The 19,794-nt window shown below is 47.2% G+C and carries 14 protein-coding genes; 10 read left to right on the top strand and 4 right to left on the bottom strand.

Annotated elements, in window-relative coordinates; genetic code table 11:
• Positions 1–83: 83 nt before the first annotated feature.
• The gene (locus tag RDN79_RS03370; protein ID WP_298551612.1) at positions 84–1,577 is read right to left on the bottom strand and encodes an IMP dehydrogenase; all 1,494 of its coding nucleotides are present in this window, start codon (positions 1,575–1,577) and stop codon (positions 84–86) included.
• A 104-nt stretch (positions 1,578–1,681) separates the two neighbouring features.
• Here RDN79_RS03370 and RDN79_RS03365 point away from each other — a divergent pair, with 104 nt between their 5' ends.
• The 5 genes from RDN79_RS03365 to RDN79_RS03345 all read left to right on the top strand — a co-directional run bounded on the left by RDN79_RS03365 (position 1,682) and on the right by RDN79_RS03345 (position 11,116).
• Positions 1,682–2,389, top strand: a complete 708-nt coding sequence (locus RDN79_RS03365) for a pirin family protein (RefSeq protein WP_298551611.1) — start codon at positions 1,682–1,684, stop codon at positions 2,387–2,389.
• A gap of 622 nt (positions 2,390–3,011) precedes the next feature.
• Positions 3,012–6,050 carry a SusC/RagA family TonB-linked outer membrane protein gene (locus tag RDN79_RS03360; protein ID WP_298551610.1) on the top strand — a complete coding sequence of 1,013 codons (3,039 nt, stop codon included), beginning with the start codon at positions 3,012–3,014 and terminating at the stop codon, positions 6,048–6,050.
• 14 nt (positions 6,051–6,064) lie between these two features.
• Positions 6,065–7,786, top strand: a complete 1,722-nt coding sequence (locus tag RDN79_RS03355; RefSeq protein WP_298551609.1) for a RagB/SusD family nutrient uptake outer membrane protein — start codon at positions 6,065–6,067, stop codon at positions 7,784–7,786.
• 120 nt (positions 7,787–7,906) lie between these two features.
• The gene (locus RDN79_RS03350) at positions 7,907–9,661 is read left to right on the top strand and encodes a DUF6057 family protein (RefSeq protein ID WP_298551608.1); all 1,755 of its coding nucleotides are present in this window, start codon (positions 7,907–7,909) and stop codon (positions 9,659–9,661) included.
• 3 nt (positions 9,662–9,664) lie between these two features.
• On the top strand, positions 9,665–11,116 hold the full coding sequence (locus RDN79_RS03345; RefSeq protein ID WP_298551607.1) for a hypothetical protein: 1,452 nt from the start codon (positions 9,665–9,667) through the stop codon (positions 11,114–11,116).
• Positions 11,117–11,214: 98 nt separating this feature from the next.
• Here the strand turns inward: RDN79_RS03345 and RDN79_RS03340 are convergent, their stop codons facing one another.
• Positions 11,215–12,498, bottom strand: coding sequence for a M64 family metallopeptidase (locus RDN79_RS03340; RefSeq protein ID WP_298551606.1), 1,284 nt, complete (start codon positions 12,496–12,498; stop codon positions 11,215–11,217).
• A gap of 224 nt (positions 12,499–12,722) precedes the next feature.
• Here RDN79_RS03340 and RDN79_RS03335 point away from each other — a divergent pair, with 224 nt between their 5' ends.
• From RDN79_RS03335 to RDN79_RS03315, 5 genes are all read left to right on the top strand, one after another.
• Complete coding sequence (locus tag RDN79_RS03335) at positions 12,723–14,567, top strand: PAS domain-containing sensor histidine kinase (RefSeq protein ID WP_298551605.1); 1,845 nt, start codon at positions 12,723–12,725, stop codon at positions 14,565–14,567.
• 173 nt (positions 14,568–14,740) lie between these two features.
• On the top strand, positions 14,741–15,967 hold the full coding sequence (locus RDN79_RS03330; protein ID WP_298551604.1) for a glycine betaine/L-proline ABC transporter ATP-binding protein: 1,227 nt from the start codon (positions 14,741–14,743) through the stop codon (positions 15,965–15,967).
• Positions 15,964–16,779 (top strand): proline/glycine betaine ABC transporter permease, encoded by an 816-nt coding sequence (locus RDN79_RS03325; protein WP_298551603.1) that lies wholly within the window; start codon positions 15,964–15,966, stop codon positions 16,777–16,779. Before RDN79_RS03330 ends, RDN79_RS03325 begins: the two co-directional genes overlap by 4 nt.
• A gap of 19 nt (positions 16,780–16,798) precedes the next feature.
• Positions 16,799–17,668, top strand: coding sequence for a glycine betaine ABC transporter substrate-binding protein (locus tag RDN79_RS03320; protein WP_298551602.1), 870 nt, complete (start codon positions 16,799–16,801; stop codon positions 17,666–17,668).
• Between the two features lie 13 nt (positions 17,669–17,681).
• A complete protein-coding gene (locus RDN79_RS03315; protein ID WP_298551601.1) occupies positions 17,682–18,458 on the top strand; it encodes a GDSL-type esterase/lipase family protein in 777 nt (258 codons plus the stop codon).
• Positions 18,459–18,517: 59 nt separating this feature from the next.
• Here RDN79_RS03315 and RDN79_RS03310 read toward each other — a convergent pair whose 3' ends face one another.
• Positions 18,518–19,000 carry a ferritin gene (locus RDN79_RS03310; protein WP_298551600.1) on the bottom strand — a complete coding sequence of 161 codons (483 nt, stop codon included), beginning with the start codon at positions 18,998–19,000 and terminating at the stop codon, positions 18,518–18,520.
• A 160-nt stretch (positions 19,001–19,160) separates the two neighbouring features.
• Positions 19,161–19,589 carry an Hsp20/alpha crystallin family protein gene (locus tag RDN79_RS03305; protein ID WP_298551599.1) on the bottom strand — a complete coding sequence of 143 codons (429 nt, stop codon included), beginning with the start codon at positions 19,587–19,589 and terminating at the stop codon, positions 19,161–19,163.
• Positions 19,590–19,794 lie beyond the last annotated feature (205 nt).

Below are 19,794 nucleotides of genomic sequence, written 5' to 3'. Positions count from 1 at the left end.
CCGTGTAATCCGCGTAATCCGTGCCTTAAAGATCGTGATAAAGGAGTTTTGACACACTTCCTTTTTTATGAATAGTCTGTCTCTTAGTTCTGCTCCTTCAAAATCACATCATGCGCCCCGCCTTCCACGATACTGGTTGAGGAAACCAGTGTGATTTTGGCGTTCTTCTGCAGATCGGGGATGGTGATGGCACCGCAACTGCACATCGTGGCGATTATTTTGCCCAGTGTGAGGTTGAGGTTGTCTTTCATTTTTCCTGCGTATGGCACATAGCTGTCGACGCCCTCTTCGAACTTAAGCGCTTCGCTGCCGCCCATGTCATAACGTTGCCAGTTCTTGGCACGGTTCGAACCTTCGCCCCAGTATTCCTTGACGAAATTGTTTCCGATCTTCATCTTCTTTGTGGGTGATTCGTCGAAACGGGCGAAATAACGTCCCATCATCAGGAAGTCCGCACCCATTGCCAAGGCAAGGACCATGTGGTAGTCATGCACCAGACCGCCGTCACTGCAAATAGGCACATAGATGCCCGTCTTTTTCATATATTCGTCGCGTGCCTGAGCCACGTCGATCAATGCGGTAGCCTGTCCGCGACCGATACCTTTCTGTTCACGGGTGATACAGATGGAACCGCCACCGATACCCACCTTGATGAAATCGGCTCCGGCTTCGACCAGGTAGTCGAATCCTTCCTTGTCGACGACATTACCGGCGCCGACCAGCACCTTGTCACCATAGTTCTGCTTGATCCATTGCAATGTCTGCTGTTGCCATTCGGAATAGCCGTCGGACGAGTCGATACACAAGACGTCGACACCCGCTTCAACCAGCGCAGGAACACGTTCCATATAGTCGCGCGTGTTGATCCCCGCGCCGACGAGCAACTTCTTGTCGCTGCCGGACAGCTCTTTCGGATTGTCGCGGTGGCTGTCGTAGTCTTTGCGGAAGACGAAATATTGCAGGTTCTGTTCCTTGTCGATGATCGGCAACGTGTTCAGTTTGTGATCCCAGATGATCTGGTTGGCTTCACTCAGCGTCATGCCCAGTTCGCCGACGATCAGTTTGGAGAACGGTGTCATGAATTCTTTTACTTTCTTGTCGGGAGAATCCTTTTCAGCACGATAGTCGCGGCTGGTTACCATTCCCAGCAATTTACCGTTAGGAGTACCGTCGTCCGTCACACCGATCGTAGAGTGTTCGGTGCGCTGAACCAGAGCGATTACATCTGCCAGCGTGTTATCGGGAGTCAGATTGGAGTCGCTGATTACAAAACCGGCTTTGAACTTCTTTACTCTCCGGACCATTTCAGCCTGGCTTTCGATAGGTTGCGAACCGAAGATGAAAGACAATCCTCCGTTGCGGGCCAGTTCGATGGCCAGCTTGGGACCGGACACGGATTGCATGATCGCTGAAACGAAAGGAATGTTTAGCTCGATTGCAGGCTTTTCACCTACTTTGTGTTTCACAAGCGGGGTTTTCAGCGAAACGTTGGTTGGCACACATTGTTTGGTGGTTAAACCGGGAATAAGCAAGTATTCACCGAATGTTCTTGATACATCGTTTAAGTAAACTGCCATAGTGTTTATATTTACTGGATGATTTTATTAGGGCACAAAAGTACTAAAAACTTTTCTTCCATCCATAATGTTCTATAGACGTAATTAACAATGGAGGTTTATTTATGAAAACAGTAGTGGATAAAGCCAATACTCGCGGGTATGCAAATCATGGATGGCTGAAGACCCATCATACTTTCAGTTTTGCCAATTACTACAATCCGAAGCGGGTTCATTTCGGTATGCTTCGTGTCTTGAACGACGACTCTGTCGCTCCGGGAGAAGGGTTCGATACACATCCGCACAAGAATATGGAGGTAATCTCTATCCCGTTGAAGGGATATCTGCGCCACGGCGACAGTATCCGGAACAGCGAAGTGATTACTCCGGGCGATATCCAGGTGATGAGTGCCGGTACGGGCATTTTCCATAGCGAGTTCAACGATAGCGGTGAAGAGCAGTTGGATTTCCTCCAGATCTGGGTGTTCCCGCGTGAGGAGAATACAGAACCTTATTATAAGAGCTATGATATCCGTCCCGTTCTGAAGAAGAATGAGTTGGGGCTGATGATTGCGCCGGACGGTTCCGCCCCGGCTTCCATCAACCAGGATGCCTGGTTCTCAATGGGTACGTTGGATGCGGGACTGGTGAAGGAATACAAATTGCATGGCAAGAAGAACGGCGTTTACCTGTTCGTGATCGAAGGTGAAGTGGAGGTGGCCAACACAGTCCTTTCCAAACGTGACGGAGCCGGCTTCTGGGACACCGACAGCATTGCCATCGAGGTTCTGAAGCATGCGACCGTGCTTTTGATGGAGGTTCCGATGGAGTGACCTTTGTCTGCCTGTCCCATTCAGGAAAGGTCAGTTGTGGGAGCAAACTTGCGTTTCTTTTTTCCTTTGTTTTGGTGTGTCCAGCAAGATGATCTGAAGATTACGCTGAGTACTTGGAGAACTACGTCCTTTTATATAATGCGTAAAGCATTAGAAATGAATATTTATTAAAAACACATCCAAATGTCTTAACATAAAATGTACCTTTCTTAAAGAATACCTTATGTCGGTTGTAAAAGTAAACAAAAAATATCAATATCAAACAAAAAATATCATAACAATAAGATCCTTGAAAGTAACAGATTCGAATAAGGCATTAATAAACAACTACTTGCTGCATTTGAAAAAATAATATAACCATCCGTTTTTATCAATGTCCATAGGCTGGCATCTTTCTGCGAATTTATCGAAAGGAACTTTGAATAGACGTAGTTCTCCAAGTACTATAGTCTTTTTGATAAAGGGAGTTTATTTACGAATTATATGGACAATTTAAATCTGTAAGCCTATGACGTAAAATGTGAAATATTTTAAATGAGGTTTTGAAACCTTTGCATTGATCTGATAAAGATTATGGCTTAAATCTATTTATTATTAACCTTTTTATAATAATACAATAAAAATGCGACAAAAACAGAATTGTGACCTTCCCATAGGCTGGAATGGTTCAATATCTCGAATGACAAAAATCACTTGCGGATTGCTCTTTTGTTTGACAACAGGAGTATTTGCTGCCGGTGAAAATGTAGAGTTGTTAACCTCGAATCGGGTAGAAAATGCGGCGCCGAATCAAGTAGGAAAGACTGTAACGATTATGGTTCAGGACGAAATGGGGCCGATAGCGGGAGCCAATGTAGTTGTGAAAGGAACTACAAACGGAAATATCTCGGACATGGACGGGAAAGTCGTTTTGCAGAATGTTCCCAATAACTCGACTTTAGTGATTTCCTTTATTGGTTATATAACCCAGGAAGTGAAAGTAAACAATCAGGCGACTATCCATGTGAAGCTGGTTGAAGACGCCAAAGCGTTGGAAGAAGTCGTGGTGATCGGCTATGGTTCTTTGGACAAGAAGCAGGTGACCAGTGCAATCACTTCCATAAAAGCGGATGATTTGATGGTCGGTGTGAGTGGTGCGGATATTACCTCTTCCTTGCAAGGCAAGATCGGTGGTTTGGTGATGAACAATTTGGGTAGTGCCAACTCAGGGACGACAATCCAGTTGCGTGGTATGACCTCCATCAATTCAGGTAAAGCACCGCTTATTGTAATCGATGGTTTCCCTGGTGGTGATATCCGTTCATTGACACAGGAAGATATCAAGTCTATTGACGTGTTGAAAGACGGTTCGGCTGCTGCTATCTATGGTACACGCGCAGCTTCCGGTGTGATCTTGATCACGACAAAGAGTGGTTCGGATACAAGCGGGAAAGTGAAATTGACTTATAGCAACGAGTTCACAAAGAAACAAAATTACAATGCTCCGGAAATGTTGACCGGTCGTGAATATGCTGAACATAAAATAGGTACGGATTACGGATCGGATACGAACTGGTGGGATGAAATGATCAACAAAGACAATTTCTCGCAGAAGCATCACCTGGCGTTGGAAATGGGTACGGAAAAGGCTCAGCTGTACACCTCTTTCTTCTATGAAAAGAATCAGGGTATCGCCAAGCAGGATGAACGTCAAGACTATGGTGGACGTCTTAATGCCATGTTCAAATTGTTCGATGACTGGTTGGAAGTACGTCCGGCTGTAGATTACCGCCAAGCAAAACGAAACAACCACTATCCGAATTTCCAGCAAGCCATGCGTAACAACCCGACCCGTTCCCCGTATGATCCGGAGAGTGAAACAGGTTATAATGTATGGACGAACGAATCTTTGGATTATAATGTGGTGGCAGATGCGATGCTGGAAGATTATTTCGGAATGGACAAATGGTTCAAGCCGGAAGTGAATATGAAATTGAATGTCAAGCCGATCGAGGGATTATCTTATCAGCAGATCGTCGGTTATGAGAACCGCCAGTGGGAACATCATATGTATTGGCCGAGTACACACCGTGCGGAAATCGAAGAATCTCGTAAAGGACAAGCACATTTGGCTTTCAGTAAAACGGAAAACCTGACATCTGAGGGGTATTTTTCCTATGTAAAAGAATTAAAAGGTGGTCATAGTTTGAACGCGACAGCCGGTTATTCTTTTTTTGAAACAAACGGAGAGGGTTTCAATATGAGTAACTATAATTTTTCCGTCGATGGTATCAAGTATTGGGATATAGGACAAGGTAGTTACTTGTCGGACGGAAAGGCTGGCATGAGTTCCAGTAAAAATGTAACAGAACGTTTGTTTTCTCTGTTTGCGCGTGCCAATTATTCATATCAGGACAAGTACATGGCTTCGGCTGCTATCCGTCATGAAGGATCTTCTAAGTTCGCAGCCGATAACCGTTGGGCGAATTTCTGGTCTGTAACTGCCGGTTGGCGTATTTCGAACGAAGAATTCATGAAGGATTTTGACTGGCTGGATGATTTGAAAGTCCGTTTCGGTTACGGTGTGACCGGTAATAACGACTTTAGCTCGACTTACATGGCCAATATGTTAGGATCGGATACAAATTGGATGATGCCGAACGGAACATGGGCTTATTCGTATGGAAAGTCTCAAAATGTCAATCCGAACTTGGGATGGGAAGAGAAGAAAGAGTGGAACCTGGGGGCCGATTATTCTTTCTTTAATGGACGTCTGTATGGCAAGTTCGATTACTATCGTCGTAAGGTAGACAACCTGCTGTTTAGCGTGAAAGTCCCGCAGCCGCCTTTTACGCAAGGTAGCCAAATGCAGAACATCGGTTCGATGGAAAGTAAAGGTTGGGAATTCGAAGTCGGCGGCGATATCATCCGTACGAAAGACTTCACTTGGAGTTCTAACATAAACTTGAGCCACAATTCCGGAAAGATTTTGACTTTGGAAGGCGACAATTCCTATCACAATGGTAACGGTTTCGTAGCTCCGGGTTCTCCGGGCGATGCTTCTCGTATGGAAGCAGGTTCGACGATCGGTTCTTTCTATATTTGGAAGTTTGCCGGATTTGACGATGAGGGTAAATTCTTGCTTTACAACAAGGACGGTGAAGTGATTCCGGCCGCTCAAAAGACGGAAAATGACAAGCAGTTTATCGGTAACTATACTCCGAAACTGATTATTGGTTGGAGCCACACATTGACGTATAAGAACTTTGATTTGGGTATCAATATGCGTAGCTGGATTGATTTCGATGTATATAACACGATCAATATGTATTATGGTATTCAGGGACAGGGTAACTTGAACGTATTGAAAGATGCGTATGGCAAATTCAACCATATCAAGGGGGAAAAGCAGATTTGCGACTATTATCTGGAAGATGGTTCATTCTTGAAGATTGATGCTATTACATTGGGCTACACACTTCCGATGAAAAAATATACGAACAACCTGATTGATCGTATCCGCATTTATGGTACAGTCGGTAATGTTTGTACGATCACCGGTTACAGCGGCATGAACCCAGAAGTCAATATCACTGGTTGGGATCAGGGTACGGAACGCTTCTGGAGTGATTTTTATCCGGTCGTACGCACTTGGACATTAGGTATGCAGTTTAACTTCTAATACAAGATTGTAAGATGAAAAAGAAAAATATATTCCGATTGTTTTTATCCGGAGTGATCTGCCTGTTGTGCACTACTTCCTGTAGCGTTGATCCTGAGTTTTATTCGCAGGTAGTCCCGGAGACTTTCTATAGTTCACAAGATGCCGTATGGCAACGTTTCAACCGTCCTTTTACACATTGGCGTTGGTATATCGCCCATGATGAACCCCGTTGGGCGTTGCAGGAGTTAGGTACTGATGAATATTGTCTGCCGACACGTGGTAGCGACTGGTATGACGGAGCCAACTACCAGAAGTTCCACCATCATGAATACACGGAAGACATGACGCGCGTAGAAACCGGTTGGACTAACTTTGCGATGGGAGTCGCTTTGGCTTGGGATGCGTTGGAAGATTTGGAAAAAGTCGATTTCGATGCGTTAGGTTTTCCTGAAGGCACACGCGAGTCCATGTTGAACCAGCAGCGCGTGCTGGCGGCTTCATTCTATATCGACGGTTTGGATTTCTTCGGGGGAGTACCTCTCTACACAACTACGCAGAGCGAGGTGAAGGGACGTTCGACGGATGTCGAGACATTCAACTTCATCGACTCCTTGTTGAAGATTGCCGTTCCTGAACTTCCGATCAAGGAAGAGCTGGGCGGAATGGAAACAGGTTCGATCCATCGTGCCGCCGGCGCAGCTTTGCAGGCCCGCTTGTATTTCAATGCCAAGTCTTATATCGGCAAGGAGATGTTTACCGAAGCCGCCCAGATTTGCCAGGATATCATAGACGGTAAATACGGCCAATATGCCTTGGAATCGGATTGGACGAATATTTTCGGGTTCGACAACGAGCGTTGCCCTGAAATCATCTGGTCGGTGCCGAGCCAGAACGCAAAGACCGAGACGGATGCCATGTATTGGACGTGGCAGGTTCCCTACAACTATAAGAACTACTTGGGAGGCCTTGAAGGTTCCGGTTCCAATAATGGTATCGGTTTGATTCCGAGTCTGGACCCGACCGGCAAACGTTATCCGTATAAGTTGGGAGGCGCGTATGCGAAGTTCCACGACAAGGACATCCGTAAGCAGCCGTATGTATATGAAGGCAACGGCAAATACCGCGGTATGTTCATCGTCGGCAAACTGGTGAATCCGCTGAATCCCGAATGGGTTTGTACCGGTACGCGTGAATATGCAGGTGAGGTCATAACGGTCGTAGACCAGGTCGCTTATTTCTCGAAGGTAGGGAAAGACCCGCAATATCCCGATCTGGCTTCATTGCCTTCCACGATCGCAACTGCAGAAGAAAACTCCTGCGTGCGTGTGACGAAACGCAGTCCCCGTCCGAACCAGGATGAATTCAAGCGCAAAGGCGATCCCGATTGTCCGGTGATCCGTCTGGCCGAGATCTATTATATGCTGGCCGAATGCAAGATGCGTGCAGGTGACAAGCAGGGGGCAGCCGATCTGATCAATACGGTGCGCAAGCGTTATTTCGAAGGCGGAGTCGATCCCGATCCGGTAACGGCCGCCAATCTGGACAAATACCGTATGCTGGACGAATGGCAATTGGAATTCCTGGCCGAAGGACGTCGTCGTACGGACTTGGTCCGTTGGGATGCCTACGTGACGGAAGACTGGTGGGATCATAAGGCGACGAATAATCCGAACTTCAATCGTTTCCCGATCCACTACAGTCTGATCGGTGCGAACAACCTGCTGGAACAGAACCCGGGTTATGGCAGTAAATAGAAAGTGAATAACGATAAACTATAATTTTCACTCTTTAGATCAGGGAGAGAGGGAGAGTCGCCGAAAGGTGAATTCCTCTCTTCTTTCGTTTCATTTCTTTTTAACGAAAGCAATCGGATTATGAAAAAGAGGATATTCGTGTTTTGGCTGTTCGTATTTGCAGGGCTTTGTTTTTTCTTTTGGTCCTTTGGCACATCCACGTTCCAACGGCAGGAAGAGGTGCAGTTGTTTATCCCCGAATGGGAGGTAATCCGGGATATGCTGTCCGTCCCCGGTGGTTTTTGTACGGTGGTCGGGCAGGCTTTGGTCCAATATTATAACTCTTCCCTGTTCGTGTTGTGTGTCAACAGCGCATTCTTGTGTGCAGCGGGTATCTTGTGTTATCTGCTTTTGCAGGAGATCTCACCGGGCGGATATAACCTGTTGCTTGCTTTGTTTCCCGTTTTAGGATTGTTGAAAGCCCATACCAGTCCTTTTTATGTGCTTGACGGAACGGTCGCGCTTCTCCTGCTCCTGTCGTTTACTTATATCTTTATCCGTATCCGGTCGAGGGCGGTGCTTTGCGGCGTGGTGAGCGCGCTCCTCCTCTATGGTCTGGCCGGCCAGTTGGCGGCGCTTTACGGCCTGGTCGCGGTTCTTTCGGATCTTCTGTGCCGGAGGAGGAAAGGGTATGGTTCGCTTGCCCTCTGTTTGACCGGGTGGCTTCTGACTTATATCGGGATACGGTCGGCTACCGGTATTCCGTTGACAGACGGGATTTACTCCGAAAGATACCAGGAGTCCCAGTTGCAGCCGGACTCTTATCTGTATTATGTCTACATCCGTTTTACCGCCTTGCTTCTGATTCTTTTTGTAACGGCTTTCGCCATGAAAGTCCTTCCCCTTGGCAAACGTCGGGTAAAAGCGTTTGTTGCAGGAGGCTTGCTTGCCGTCCTGTTTTGTTTTTCCGCATTTTGCCTGCCCGGACCCTATGAGGTGCGGAACAGCCGTATGAACGAGCTGTCCGTTTGGGAACAAAGAGAAGACTGGGACACGATCATCCGTGAACAACCTAAGGATGGTCCCGGCCTTAACTATCTGAATATGGCACTGGCCCGAAAAGGCATTTTGGGCGACCGCTTGTTCCATTATGACCAGAAAGGGCCGCAAAGCCTTCTGGCTTCCTGGGACCGGACGTATTATATGAGCTGCCTGTTGAGCGATATCCATTATATGATCGGGGATATCAGCCTTTCGGAAGGATATGCGATGGAAGGGTTGACGCTTGCCAAACGGGGAGGAAGTCCCCGTATGCTCCAACGGTTGGTAGAGATCAGCCTGATACGTAGGGACTTTGCTTTGGCAGATAAGTATCTGGCCCTACTCGGCAGGTTGCCTGCCTATCGGCGTTGGGCGGAAAAATATGCCGGTTACGTGCGCCACCCCGAAAGGATAGGGCAGGATGAAGAGCTTGCCGAAAGGAGAATGCCTTCCTTTCAGCCGGACAATTTGCTTTGCCTCATCGACATCGACAGCCTGTGGGCGGGACATCTTTCGGAGCCGGGCACAAACCGGATCGCATGGGAATATTTGGGTTGTTCCTATCTGCTGGCAAAAGAAATGGAAAAGTTCAAGGCATTCCTCTCGCGAACCGGCGCATTTTCGCAAGGACGTCCCCTTCCGCTCCATTTCCAGGAGGCGGCATTGGTTTTGGCGGTCGAGGACCGTTCTGTCCTTGACCGTATTTCCGTCCGGCCTGAAATCGTGCAGCGGTACAAGCAATTCCGGAAGGATATTCTGAAGGTCAAGGATAGCGGCGACGGGTTGCCTTGGCTTTACCGGCAGTATGGAGACACTTTCTGGTTTTATTTTTATTGTAAGAAATTGAATGGATAGTCTATGAAATGTATATATCCCTTTTTGTGCCTTTGTGCGGTTTTCTTCCTCTCCTGCAACGACCTGATGCCCGAAGCGGAGGTCGTGGAAGAAGAAATCGGGATCTTCCCGGATTATAAGGAGGTCGCGATCCCATGCAATATCGCTCCGCTGAACTTCAAACTGAAAGAACCTTGCCGGGCGATCGCCCTTTTCTCAGGCAAAGACCGGCAGATACGCGTGGATTCGGATAACGGCTCTTTCCGTATCCCGCGGAAGAAGTGGCAGCGGTTATTGGAAGCGTCGGCAGGCGGAAACCTTACGGTCGGAATCTATATCCGTAAAGACGGCAAGTGGTTCCGGTATCCTTCTTTCTCCATTCAGGTCATCGAGGATAAAATCGATCCCTATTTGGTTTACCGGCGTATCGCGCCGGGCTATAGGATGTGGAACAGGATGGGAATCTACCAACGTTGCCTGGAGGATTTCGAAGAAGAGGCTTTTCTCGATAATAAGCAGACGAACAATAATTGTATGAACTGCCATTCCTTCTGCATGCAGGATCCGGACTTGATGCTTTTCCACCAACGGGCGCTACACGCCGGGACGTACCTGTTGACGGACGGCCGTATCGAAAAACTGGATACGAAGACCGACCGGACCCTTTCGGCTTTGGTCTATCCCGCCTGGCACCCCTCTGGACGTTATGTGGCCTTTTCGACAAACGATACGAAGCAGGATTTCCACCTCTCGGACGCGAACCGTGTGGAAGTGTTCGACAACCGGTCGGATGTAGTAGTCTATGACGTGGAGAGACACGAAATCGTAACCGTCCCCCATTTGTCTTCGGAAGGAAATATGGAGACCTTTCCGGCATTCTCGCCGGATGGCAGGCGGTTGTATTTCTGTTCCGCACAGGCGAAGCAGATGCCTGAATCCTACCGGGATATCCGCTACAACCTGCAAAGCATAGCTTTCGACCCGGAAAAACGGAGTTTCGGACGGGAGGTCGATACGCTTTACAATGCCGGGAAGGAAGGGAGGAGCGCGAAGTTTCCGCGCGTATCGCCCGATGGCCGTTTCCTGATGTACACGGTTTCGGACTATGGGAATTTCTCCATCTGGCACAAGGATGCGGACTTGCGGCTGTTGGATATGCTGACGCGCAAGACCGATACCCTCCCCCGGGTGAACAGTGACGATGTCGAGAGCTACCACTCCTGGAGCAGCAACAGCCGGTGGTTTGTTTTCAGCAGCCGCCGGGATGACGGGCTTTATACGCGCCCTTATATTTGTTATCTGGATGCGAATGGTGTTCCCGGAAAGCCTTTCCTGTTGCCGCAAAAAGAAACGGATTATTATGAACGCTCTCTCTTCTCTTTCAATATCCCCGAACTTATCCGCGGGAAAATAAAGGTTGATACTTATAAATTGATCGATATCAGCAAATACGGGGAGGCGATGCGGTTAAAATAATGAAAGTTCATGGATAAAGCTATGCTTTACGTTATCTAAAGCATAGCTTTATCTCTCCTAACCCTATGGGTTACGGTTTGCCGGGCAGACCTATGGTTTTATTCCTTATCCGTTAAGAAATCGATCATTTGAAGAATGGCTCGTGAGCAAGCCGGGCAGAACGGAGCATAATCGCGCATCATACAATGATCCATCGGTCGATAAATGCCTTTGGACAGGTAGCCGCCTCCTTCGAACACGCCGGCTTTGTCCTTATGCCCGGCATCGAGCGGGGTAGGAATAGGTGTGCCCGCGGGCAACAGGTCTTTCCATTTACGATCGAAATCGATCAAAGTCGTGATATTTGGCTCCCACGGTTCGTACTTCAGGTTATAGAAGTCCTGGTAGGCGACTTCGGAAGAGAAATACTCGTCTGCCAGACCGGCGAAGCTATGCCCGAACTCGTGCGTGAAGACGACGGGTGTCCGTGGATTGTCGGCTGTCCCGCAGGCATAGAAGTTATACATCCCGCCGCCGCCGTACATATCCGTGTTTATCAGCAGGAATATCGCGTCGCACGGTACGTTCCAGACGGCGTCGCGTATCGATTTCATATCCGGCGTTGTCAGATAACGGTCCACGCCGAATGTATAATAACCGGAATTGAGGGCTGTATTCTTGAAAACACCTTTGCCCGAAACATCCGTGCCCGATTCTTCCGACACCAGGCAGACGGCCCAGACGTTGAAGTCGTTCCGGCGCGTCGTATAGGGAGGAGTCGCGAACAGGGCTTCTGTAAAGCGTTTTGCGTCGGCTACGAATTTCTCCTGTTCGTCTGCCGTATATCCTTCGGCAATGAAAACAAGATCCACCTTTTCCGATGAGTCGCCGCTTTTCTGTATCTGGTGCACTTTGTTGTCTTTCAGCTTGCCCCGGTCGATGAAGATGCTTGCGGGATCGACCTCCTGTTTCAACAACGGATGGAATTGCATGTCCGCCTTGTCACGCGCCGTGATTTCTATATAGACAGGCGCTTTCGGGAAGGGTACGGAAGCGCTGTTGGTCCAGGACTGCGTTTCGGTCTTGGCCTGTTCCGTCGATCGCCATTCTTCGAACAACGTGTTGAATCCGCGTGAATAAATCAGTTCATTCGTCGCTTTATCATATACGTTGATATAATAGCCTCCATAATTAAACTTGTCGATCCGGTTTTTTACCGGTCCTCCCCATACCGGTTCTTCACGCAGCGCTTGGATGGCTGCCGATTGTGACTTTAAATTGCCGCTTAAGGCAAAATCCACCCGAAGGCTTTTCTTCTCGAAGTACTTGTCGAAGTCATTCTGGGCAAATCCCATTAGGTTGCAGAGCATGACAAGGAGCAAAAGTGAAATCTTAGTTCTCATATTAGTATGCGTTATTATGTGTATTTCATACTCGCAAATATAAGACTTTTTATAAATTTGCTGACCGATATCACGGAAATATGTAGCAGCATGTTTCACGAAATGAGAAAAAAGGATTGCGCTTTGGATGAAAAAGGCTTGTAAAGTTATTTTATCACAATATGTATCCTTTGTTCCCGAACTTTGACTTACTTTGCATAAAATCTTTCAAATCAAGAGATATCATGGACGAAATTTCTGTAAAACAAATACTTTTATCGGACTTCTTTACTTATTATCCGGCAGGAGGCGCTTTGTATGACGAGTCCGGCGCTTTACTGGAGATGAACAGGACTCTGTGTGAGAAGTTCGGTGTAGAAGATCAGCATGATTTTATTCTGAATAATTTGTTCGATACGGATTATTTGACTGATTTGCAAAAGAATCATTTGAAGAACGGAAGTGTCTTGGCCGATAACCATCCGATAGGATATACGATCATACCGGGATTTGATACGGAAGGAAACATTATCGGTTATACGTTGTTGCTGACCGATAGCCATTTTGCGGATCCGGATATGATCCGGTATGACAAAAAGATGCGGGAATTGAAATATATTTCGGATAAGGTCGTCCAGTCTGTGCCCGATACGATTATCCTGATAAACGATAGGCTGGTTGTCGAGCGCATCATCACCTATGCTTCCGAGACGTGCATTACCCCGGCTGCCTTGAACCGGAGGATCGATGACCTTCCCGGATTTATTTATCCCGACCCGGTTAAAAGGAGAGTGGCTTCGATGGTACAGAAAAGCTTGGATACTTCGGAAGTTTTGAATATAGAGTTTTCCATTCCCGGGCACAATGCCCCGATTGTTCATTTTAAATTGAGGCTGGTTCCGATCCGTCATAAATATGTGGTGGCCTACATCCGGAATGTTTCCGATATCGTCGAGAAAGAGAAGGAGAACCGGAGTTTGACGCATCAATTGTCCGAAAGCCGCAGCATGATGGAGCTTGCCTTGCATAATAGCCATATTGCCACCTATTCTTTCAATTTCGAGTTGTTCCGTGCGTGTGATAAGGAGCATTGTAATCATTGTTTCCAGTTCTATGGCGTGAATAATCATTTATTGGAACGCAATCGGTATATCTGCCGCTCTTTGTCTGTCTTGCGCCATCCGGAAGACCGGCAGGATTTCTTCCTCCTGTTCAACGAAATCCGGGATAAGGATTTGGAAGAATATTCGGTCAACTTCCGCTTGAAAAGCGATGATGGGAACTATCGGAGTTACGAAGTCATCGGCAAAGCGTTTGAAAAGGACAAGGAAGGCAAGACGAACCTGATTGTCGGATGCGTGATCGATAACCAGAAACATGTCGAATATGAAGAGTCGCTGATCAAGGCAAAGGAGAAAGCCGAGAATGCCGATCTCCTCAAATCCACTTTTCTTGCCAATGTGACGCATGAAATACGGACGCCGTTGAACGCGATTGTCGGTTTCTCTGATCTTTTGAGCCAGGAGGAAGATCCCGAACTTCGGGAATCGTACACGAACCTGATCAAGGCTAATAATGAGTTATTGCTGAATCTGGTCAATGATGTCCTGGATATATCCAAGATCGAGTCGGATATGCTTACGTTCAATTATGCGGATAACCATCTGCCGTCGGTCATGCACGACATATATAAGACCATGCAGTTCCGTGTGCCGGAATCTGTCACGTTGATTTTGGACCCTTGTCCCGAAATAACCCTGAATATGGATAAGAACCGGATGATGCAGGTGCTTATTAATTTGTTGACCAATGCGGCTAAATATACCGAAACGGGGAGTATCCGTTTTGGTTGTGGAATCCGGGAAGATTTTGTCCATTTTTATGTGACGGATACGGGTAGCGGAATACCTGAATCCGAATTAGGGAATATCTTCGGCCGTTTTGTCCAGTTAAAAGGGAATAAACAAGGCATCGGCTTGGGATTGGCCATCTGTAAAGGCCTGGTGACAAAGATGGGAGGGACGATTTCTGCCACTTCTAAAGTCGGAAAAGGATCTACCTTCAATTTTACCTTGCCTCTTCATCCGTAGGATAGATTGACAAACCTTGACTTTCTTTTCTGTTAATGTCTACAAAAGGTCGGTAAGGGTAGGATAGGACTGCCCTGCCTGAACCAAATCCATCTTTTCCTGTTTATTTAATAGACGCCACAAACCCGGTTCCGGGAATTACTTCTAAACATAACCGAATATAATTTTTAAGTATGACGAAAATAGAAATAAAAGACTTGTCGATTCTTTTCGGACCTGAGAAGGCTAAGGCGAAAAAGATGATCAAACAAGGTAAGAGCAAACAGGAAATATTAAAGGAAACAGGTTGTACCGTAGCTGTCCGTAATGCCAATCTGGAAATAAAGGAAGGAGAGATGTTCGTGATAATGGGGCTCTCCGGCAGTGGCAAGTCGACATTGGTGCGTTGCATTAACCGCCTGAACGAACCCTCTATGGGGGAGATATGGCTGGGTGGCAGGAATATCACCTCTCTGTCGGATAAGGAGCTGTTGCAAATACGCCGTAAAGAGATGGCGATGGTATTCCAGCATTTTGGCCTGCTGCCTCACCGGACAGTATTGAGCAATATCGCTTTCGGGCTCGAATTGCAGGGAGTGCCTAAAGAAGAGCGCGAAAAGAAAGCGCATGAAAGCATAGCCGTTGTCGGATTGAAAGGATATGAGAACCAGCGTGTGGACGAACTCTCCGGAGGGATGCAGCAACGCGTAGGGTTGGCACGTGCGCTGGCAAACAACCCGGAAGTCCTGTTGATGGACGAGGCTTTTTCGGCTCTCGACCCGCTTATCCGCGAACAGATGCAGGACGAGTTGCTGGACTTGCAGGAGAAGATGAAACGTACCATTGTCTTTATCACACATGATCTGGACGAGGCGATCAAGTTAGGCGACCGTATTGCCATTATGAAAGATGGCGAAATCGTACAAGTCGGGACACCCGAAGAGATATTGACGGATCCGGCGAACGACTATGTCACCCGTTTTACCGAGAGCGTGGATCGCGGGCGTGTCGTGACGGCTTCTTCGATCATGCTGACTCAGCCGATCGTTGTCCGTATCCGCAAGGATGGGCCGGAGGCTATTATCCGCAAGATGTGGGAAAGAAATTTGTATGTTTTGCCCGTGATCGGTCCGGACGAGCAGTTCCTCGGCGAAATATGGCTGAAAGATGTGCTGCGATTGCGTAGGGAAGGGGGACGGGACATCAGTTCGATTGTCATGAAAGAGGTCCCTTCCGTATTGGAGAATACGACAGTCGAAGATATGTTGCCCCTCTTGCCGAAAGTTCAACAGGCTTTGCCGGTGGTCGATGAGAACAACCGTTTGAAAGGTGTCGTATCGACCTCGGCCATCATTATCGAGATGACCGGAAAGGATCAGAAAGAAATAGAAGAAATCGTTCAAAATGCAATAGACTTATGATAAATATCGGGAAATATATAGAAATGGCCATTAATTGGCTGACAGAGAATTTTGCCGGCTTCTTTGATGTGATCAACCATATCGTAGGAGGCTTTATCGACGGCTTCCAGGGGATACTTATGTGGATCCCGTTCTATCTGATGATTGCGGGGATAGCCGCTTTGGCTTGGTGGAAGGCGGGGAAGGGAACCGCTGTCCTGACTTTGTTCGGTTTACTGTTGATCTGGGGAATGGGATTCTGGGTACAGACCATGCAGACCGTGGCACTCGTCTTGTCGTCGACGATCATCGCCCTGCTGTTCGGTGTCCCGCTGGGTATCTGGACCGGACGGAACGATAGGGCGGCCAAAGTGATCCGGCCGGTTCTGGACCTGATGCAGACGATGCCCGCTTTTGTCTATTTGATTCCGGCTGTCCTGTTTTTCGGGCTGGGACCTGTTCCGGGCGCTTTTGCCACAGTGATATTTGCCATGCCTCCGGTGGTTCGTCTTACCGATTTGGGAATCCGGCAGGTCCCGGAAGATATTGTGGAGGCGACGCGTTCGTTCGGGGCCACTTCGGGGCAGCTTCTTTTTAAAGTACAACTTCCGTTGGCTTTGCCGACCATTATGGCAGGGGTGAACCAGACAATCATGATGGCTCTGTCTATGGTTGTGATTGCGGCCATGATTTCGGCCGGCGGGTTAGGTGAGATCGTGTTGAAAGGGATCACACAAATGAAAATCGGACTTGGCTTTGAAGGCGGCATAGCCGTCGTGATTCTGGCGATCGTCCTGGACCGCATTACGCAGGGCTTTGTCCGCAGAAAGTAAAACAGATAAATAAATGTTTATGAGAAGATTGATTATCATTATAAATTTATCCCTTGTTGTTGCCTTCATGATGATGTTCGCGGATTGCAGCGATTCTTCGAAAGACAGGAAACAGGTCTCGATCGGTTATGTGAACTGGTCGGAGGGGATTGCCATGAGTTATCTGGCGAAAGTCATGCTTGAGAGCAAAGGATATGACGTGATGCTGCGGAATGCGGATATCGCGCCGGTCTTTGTCTCGATGGCGGCCGGCAAGGTCGATGTTTTTATGGATGCATGGCTTCCGGCTACTCATGCCGATTATATAAAGAAATATGGCGATAACCTGGAATCGTTAGGAATAGCCTATGAAAATGCCAGGATGGGGCTGGTGGTCCCTTCGTATGTCACGATCGGTTCCATAGAAGAATTGAATGAGCATAAAGATCAGTTCCGCAACGAGATCATCGGCATCGATGTGGGGGCCGGCCTGATGAACGAGACTGAACGTGTCGTCCGGGAATATCCGGTCGACTTGGCTTTAAAACCTTCGAGCGGTGCGACAATGGTCGCCTTCCTCCAGAAGTCGATCGAGAACAAGGAATGGATCGTAGTGACCGGCTGGACTCCTCACTGGATGTTCTCCCGCTACGATCTAAAGTTTCTGGATGATCCGCAGAAGCAATATGGTGATGCCGAGCACATTCAGATTATGGCTACCAAAGGTTTTTCTGATAAAGATCCGTATGCGGCCGCTTTTTTCCGGAACTTTTCTCTCGATAATGGCCAATTGAGCGAATTGATGGATTGTGTGGAGGCTTATCCGATGCACGAGGAAGAGGCAGCTAAGATTTGGTTGTCCAAACATCCCGAAGTGAATGAATTTTTTCCTACATTCGCGGAAAAGTAGAAAAGATTGAAACATGAAGGATATCCGGAAAATTATAGGCTTGTTGCTATGTATGACAATCAGTTGTTATATGATGGGAGAGGAAAAGAAAAATCTGAATATCGTATTTATCGGAAACAGTATAACGCAAGGGGCTTTGTTGGAAAATCCGAGACACGACGCGCCTCCAGTGAAAGCTGCATTGTATTTGCGCAGGCAACCGGCTGTCGGAACTGTCCGTTATTCCAACCAGGGGGTAAGCGGAAGTACGACGACCGATTTCCTGCCTCGGACAGCCTCTCTTTTTCCGAAGGTAGTCCAAGTCGCCGACCAGTTCAGGGATGAGGATTGGGCGACTTTGGTCTTTTCCATTATGCTGGGAACGAACGACAGTGCCATTACGGGGCCGAACGGGGCTCCGGTCTCGCCTGCCAAATATTATGAGAATATGAAAACGATTATCGATAAGTTGCTGGCACTCTATCCGAGATGCAAGATCGTATTGCACCGGCCGGTATGGTACAGCCCGAATACATACAACGGAGCCAAATATCTGGAGGAGGGGTTGGATCGTCTGCAAAGTTATTATCCTGAATTACAAGCATTGGTTCTCGATTATTCCAAACGTTTTCCCGGACAGGTCTTTATGGGGGATACGGATGGTTTCGATTATTTCAAGACGCATCATAAAGGTGAACTCTTCCCCGAAAAAGGAAATGCCGGAACTTTCTATCTGCACCCTAACCGGAAAGGGGCGGCTGCCTTGGGTGAGTTGTGGGGGAAAGCGATACTTGGTGCAATGGACAATTGACAATTAATAAGAATGCGTCAGCTAATTGTCAATTGTCCACTATCAATTGTCCGTTGTTTTTATCTTTTGCCCAATCTGTGGTCCAGGATACCGACGTGACATTCGCCGTAGTTCTTCAACTGTTCGACGATTTCTTTGGCTGTAGATTCTTCTTCCACCTGTTCGCGGACGAACCAGAAGAGGAAGTCTCTTGAAGCATGGTCTTTTTCTTCTTCTGCGATATCGACCATTTTGTCGATCAGTTCGGAAACGTAGCATTCGTGTTTGTAAACGTGTTCGAATAATTCTATGACGTTACCCCATGCAGTAGGAACGACATTGATCTGGCCGATTGTGATGTCACCGCCGCGGTCGATAGCGAAGTCGATCATTTTGTGGGCATGTTCCATTTCTTCTTCAGCCTGTTTTTTCATCCAGTGGGCGAAACCGTTTAATCCCAATTTCTGGAAATGCACGGACATGGACAAATACAAGTTTGAAGACCACATTTCCGCATTAATCTGCGCGTTAAAAGCTTCCGATAATTTCTTGCTTAAAATCATAATTCTGTTTTCCTTTCTTTCTATTAGATTTATAATACGATACAATACAATTTTGCAAAGGCAAAGATATAGATAAAAAAATAATGGTTTGCTTTATTCGGATATTATTTTTCCGATAAAACAAACCATCATAACCTTTAGTTTATAAAGGACGTACGGATTATTTTATTTCAATAATCTTTTCTGCTTTCTTGGCTGCTTCCTCGCTCATTTTCGGGATGATGATGTTCAGCACGCCGTTCTCGACTTTTGCTTCGATCTTTTCTTTCTCGGCATTTTCGGGAAGAACCATTGTCTGCTGGAATTTACTATAAGAGAATTCGCGTCTCAGATAGCGTCCGTCTTTCTTTTCCTCGTTCTTTTCTTCTTTCTTTTCCATCGATACGACCAAGTTGTCGTTCTCATCGATACGGATGTTGAAATCGTCTTTTGTCATGCCCGGAGCAGCAACTTCTACCCGATAGTCCTTCTCCGATTCGATCACATTGATGGCCGGAGCTGTAGAGTTTGCTTTAATCATCCAGTCGTTGTCAAATAAATCATTGAATACATACGGTAGCCAATTTTGACTTCTTCTCATCGGTGTCATAATACAGTCCTCCAATTATTTAGTTAAACATTTATGTACTTTTGCTTTCGTCTTTTCTAACCCGAAAGCACTATACTTGCTTCAAAAGACATGCCAGGGCGATCCGGTGGACGTTAATATGGATAAAGGATGATAAACGAAGCTGAAAACCTTTTCCGGAGGCAATGATTTTAGGCGAACAAACTTGTACCGGTTTATATATGTG

It is taken from the genome of uncultured Parabacteroides sp., assembly GCF_902493135.1.
Taxonomy (GTDB): domain Bacteria; phylum Bacteroidota; class Bacteroidia; order Bacteroidales; family Tannerellaceae; genus Parabacteroides.
Note: the sequence above shows the minus strand (reverse complement) of the source record. Positions and strands in the feature narration are given on the sequence as shown.

Bases quoted from the DNA above. Each gene is read 5' to 3' on its own strand.
- RDN79_RS03360 (WP_298551610.1), top strand. From the start codon at position 3,012: ATGCGACAAAAACAGAATTGTGACCTTCCCATAGGCTGGAATGGTTCA.
- RDN79_RS03340 (WP_298551606.1), bottom strand. From the start codon at position 12,498: ATGAGAACTAAGATTTCACTTTTGCTCCTTGTCATGCTCTGCAACCTA.
- RDN79_RS03310 (WP_298551600.1), bottom strand. From the start codon at position 19,000: ATGATTTTAAGCAAGAAATTATCGGAAGCTTTTAACGCGCAGATTAAT.
- RDN79_RS03350 (WP_298551608.1), top strand. From the start codon at position 7,907: ATGAAAAAGAGGATATTCGTGTTTTGGCTGTTCGTATTTGCAGGGCTT.
- RDN79_RS03315 (WP_298551601.1), top strand. From the start codon at position 17,682: ATGAAGGATATCCGGAAAATTATAGGCTTGTTGCTATGTATGACAATC.
- RDN79_RS03355 (WP_298551609.1), top strand. From the start codon at position 6,065: ATGAAAAAGAAAAATATATTCCGATTGTTTTTATCCGGAGTGATCTGC.
- RDN79_RS03330 (WP_298551604.1), top strand. From the start codon at position 14,741: ATGACGAAAATAGAAATAAAAGACTTGTCGATTCTTTTCGGACCTGAG.
- RDN79_RS03335 (WP_298551605.1), top strand. From the start codon at position 12,723: ATGGACGAAATTTCTGTAAAACAAATACTTTTATCGGACTTCTTTACT.
- RDN79_RS03345 (WP_298551607.1), top strand. From the start codon at position 9,665: ATGAAATGTATATATCCCTTTTTGTGCCTTTGTGCGGTTTTCTTCCTC.
- RDN79_RS03370 (WP_298551612.1), bottom strand. From the start codon at position 1,577: ATGGCAGTTTACTTAAACGATGTATCAAGAACATTCGGTGAATACTTG.
- RDN79_RS03365 (WP_298551611.1), top strand. From the start codon at position 1,682: ATGAAAACAGTAGTGGATAAAGCCAATACTCGCGGGTATGCAAATCAT.
- RDN79_RS03305 (WP_298551599.1), bottom strand. From the start codon at position 19,589: ATGACACCGATGAGAAGAAGTCAAAATTGGCTACCGTATGTATTCAAT.
- RDN79_RS03325 (WP_298551603.1), top strand. From the start codon at position 15,964: ATGATAAATATCGGGAAATATATAGAAATGGCCATTAATTGGCTGACA.
- RDN79_RS03320 (WP_298551602.1), top strand. From the start codon at position 16,799: ATGAGAAGATTGATTATCATTATAAATTTATCCCTTGTTGTTGCCTTC.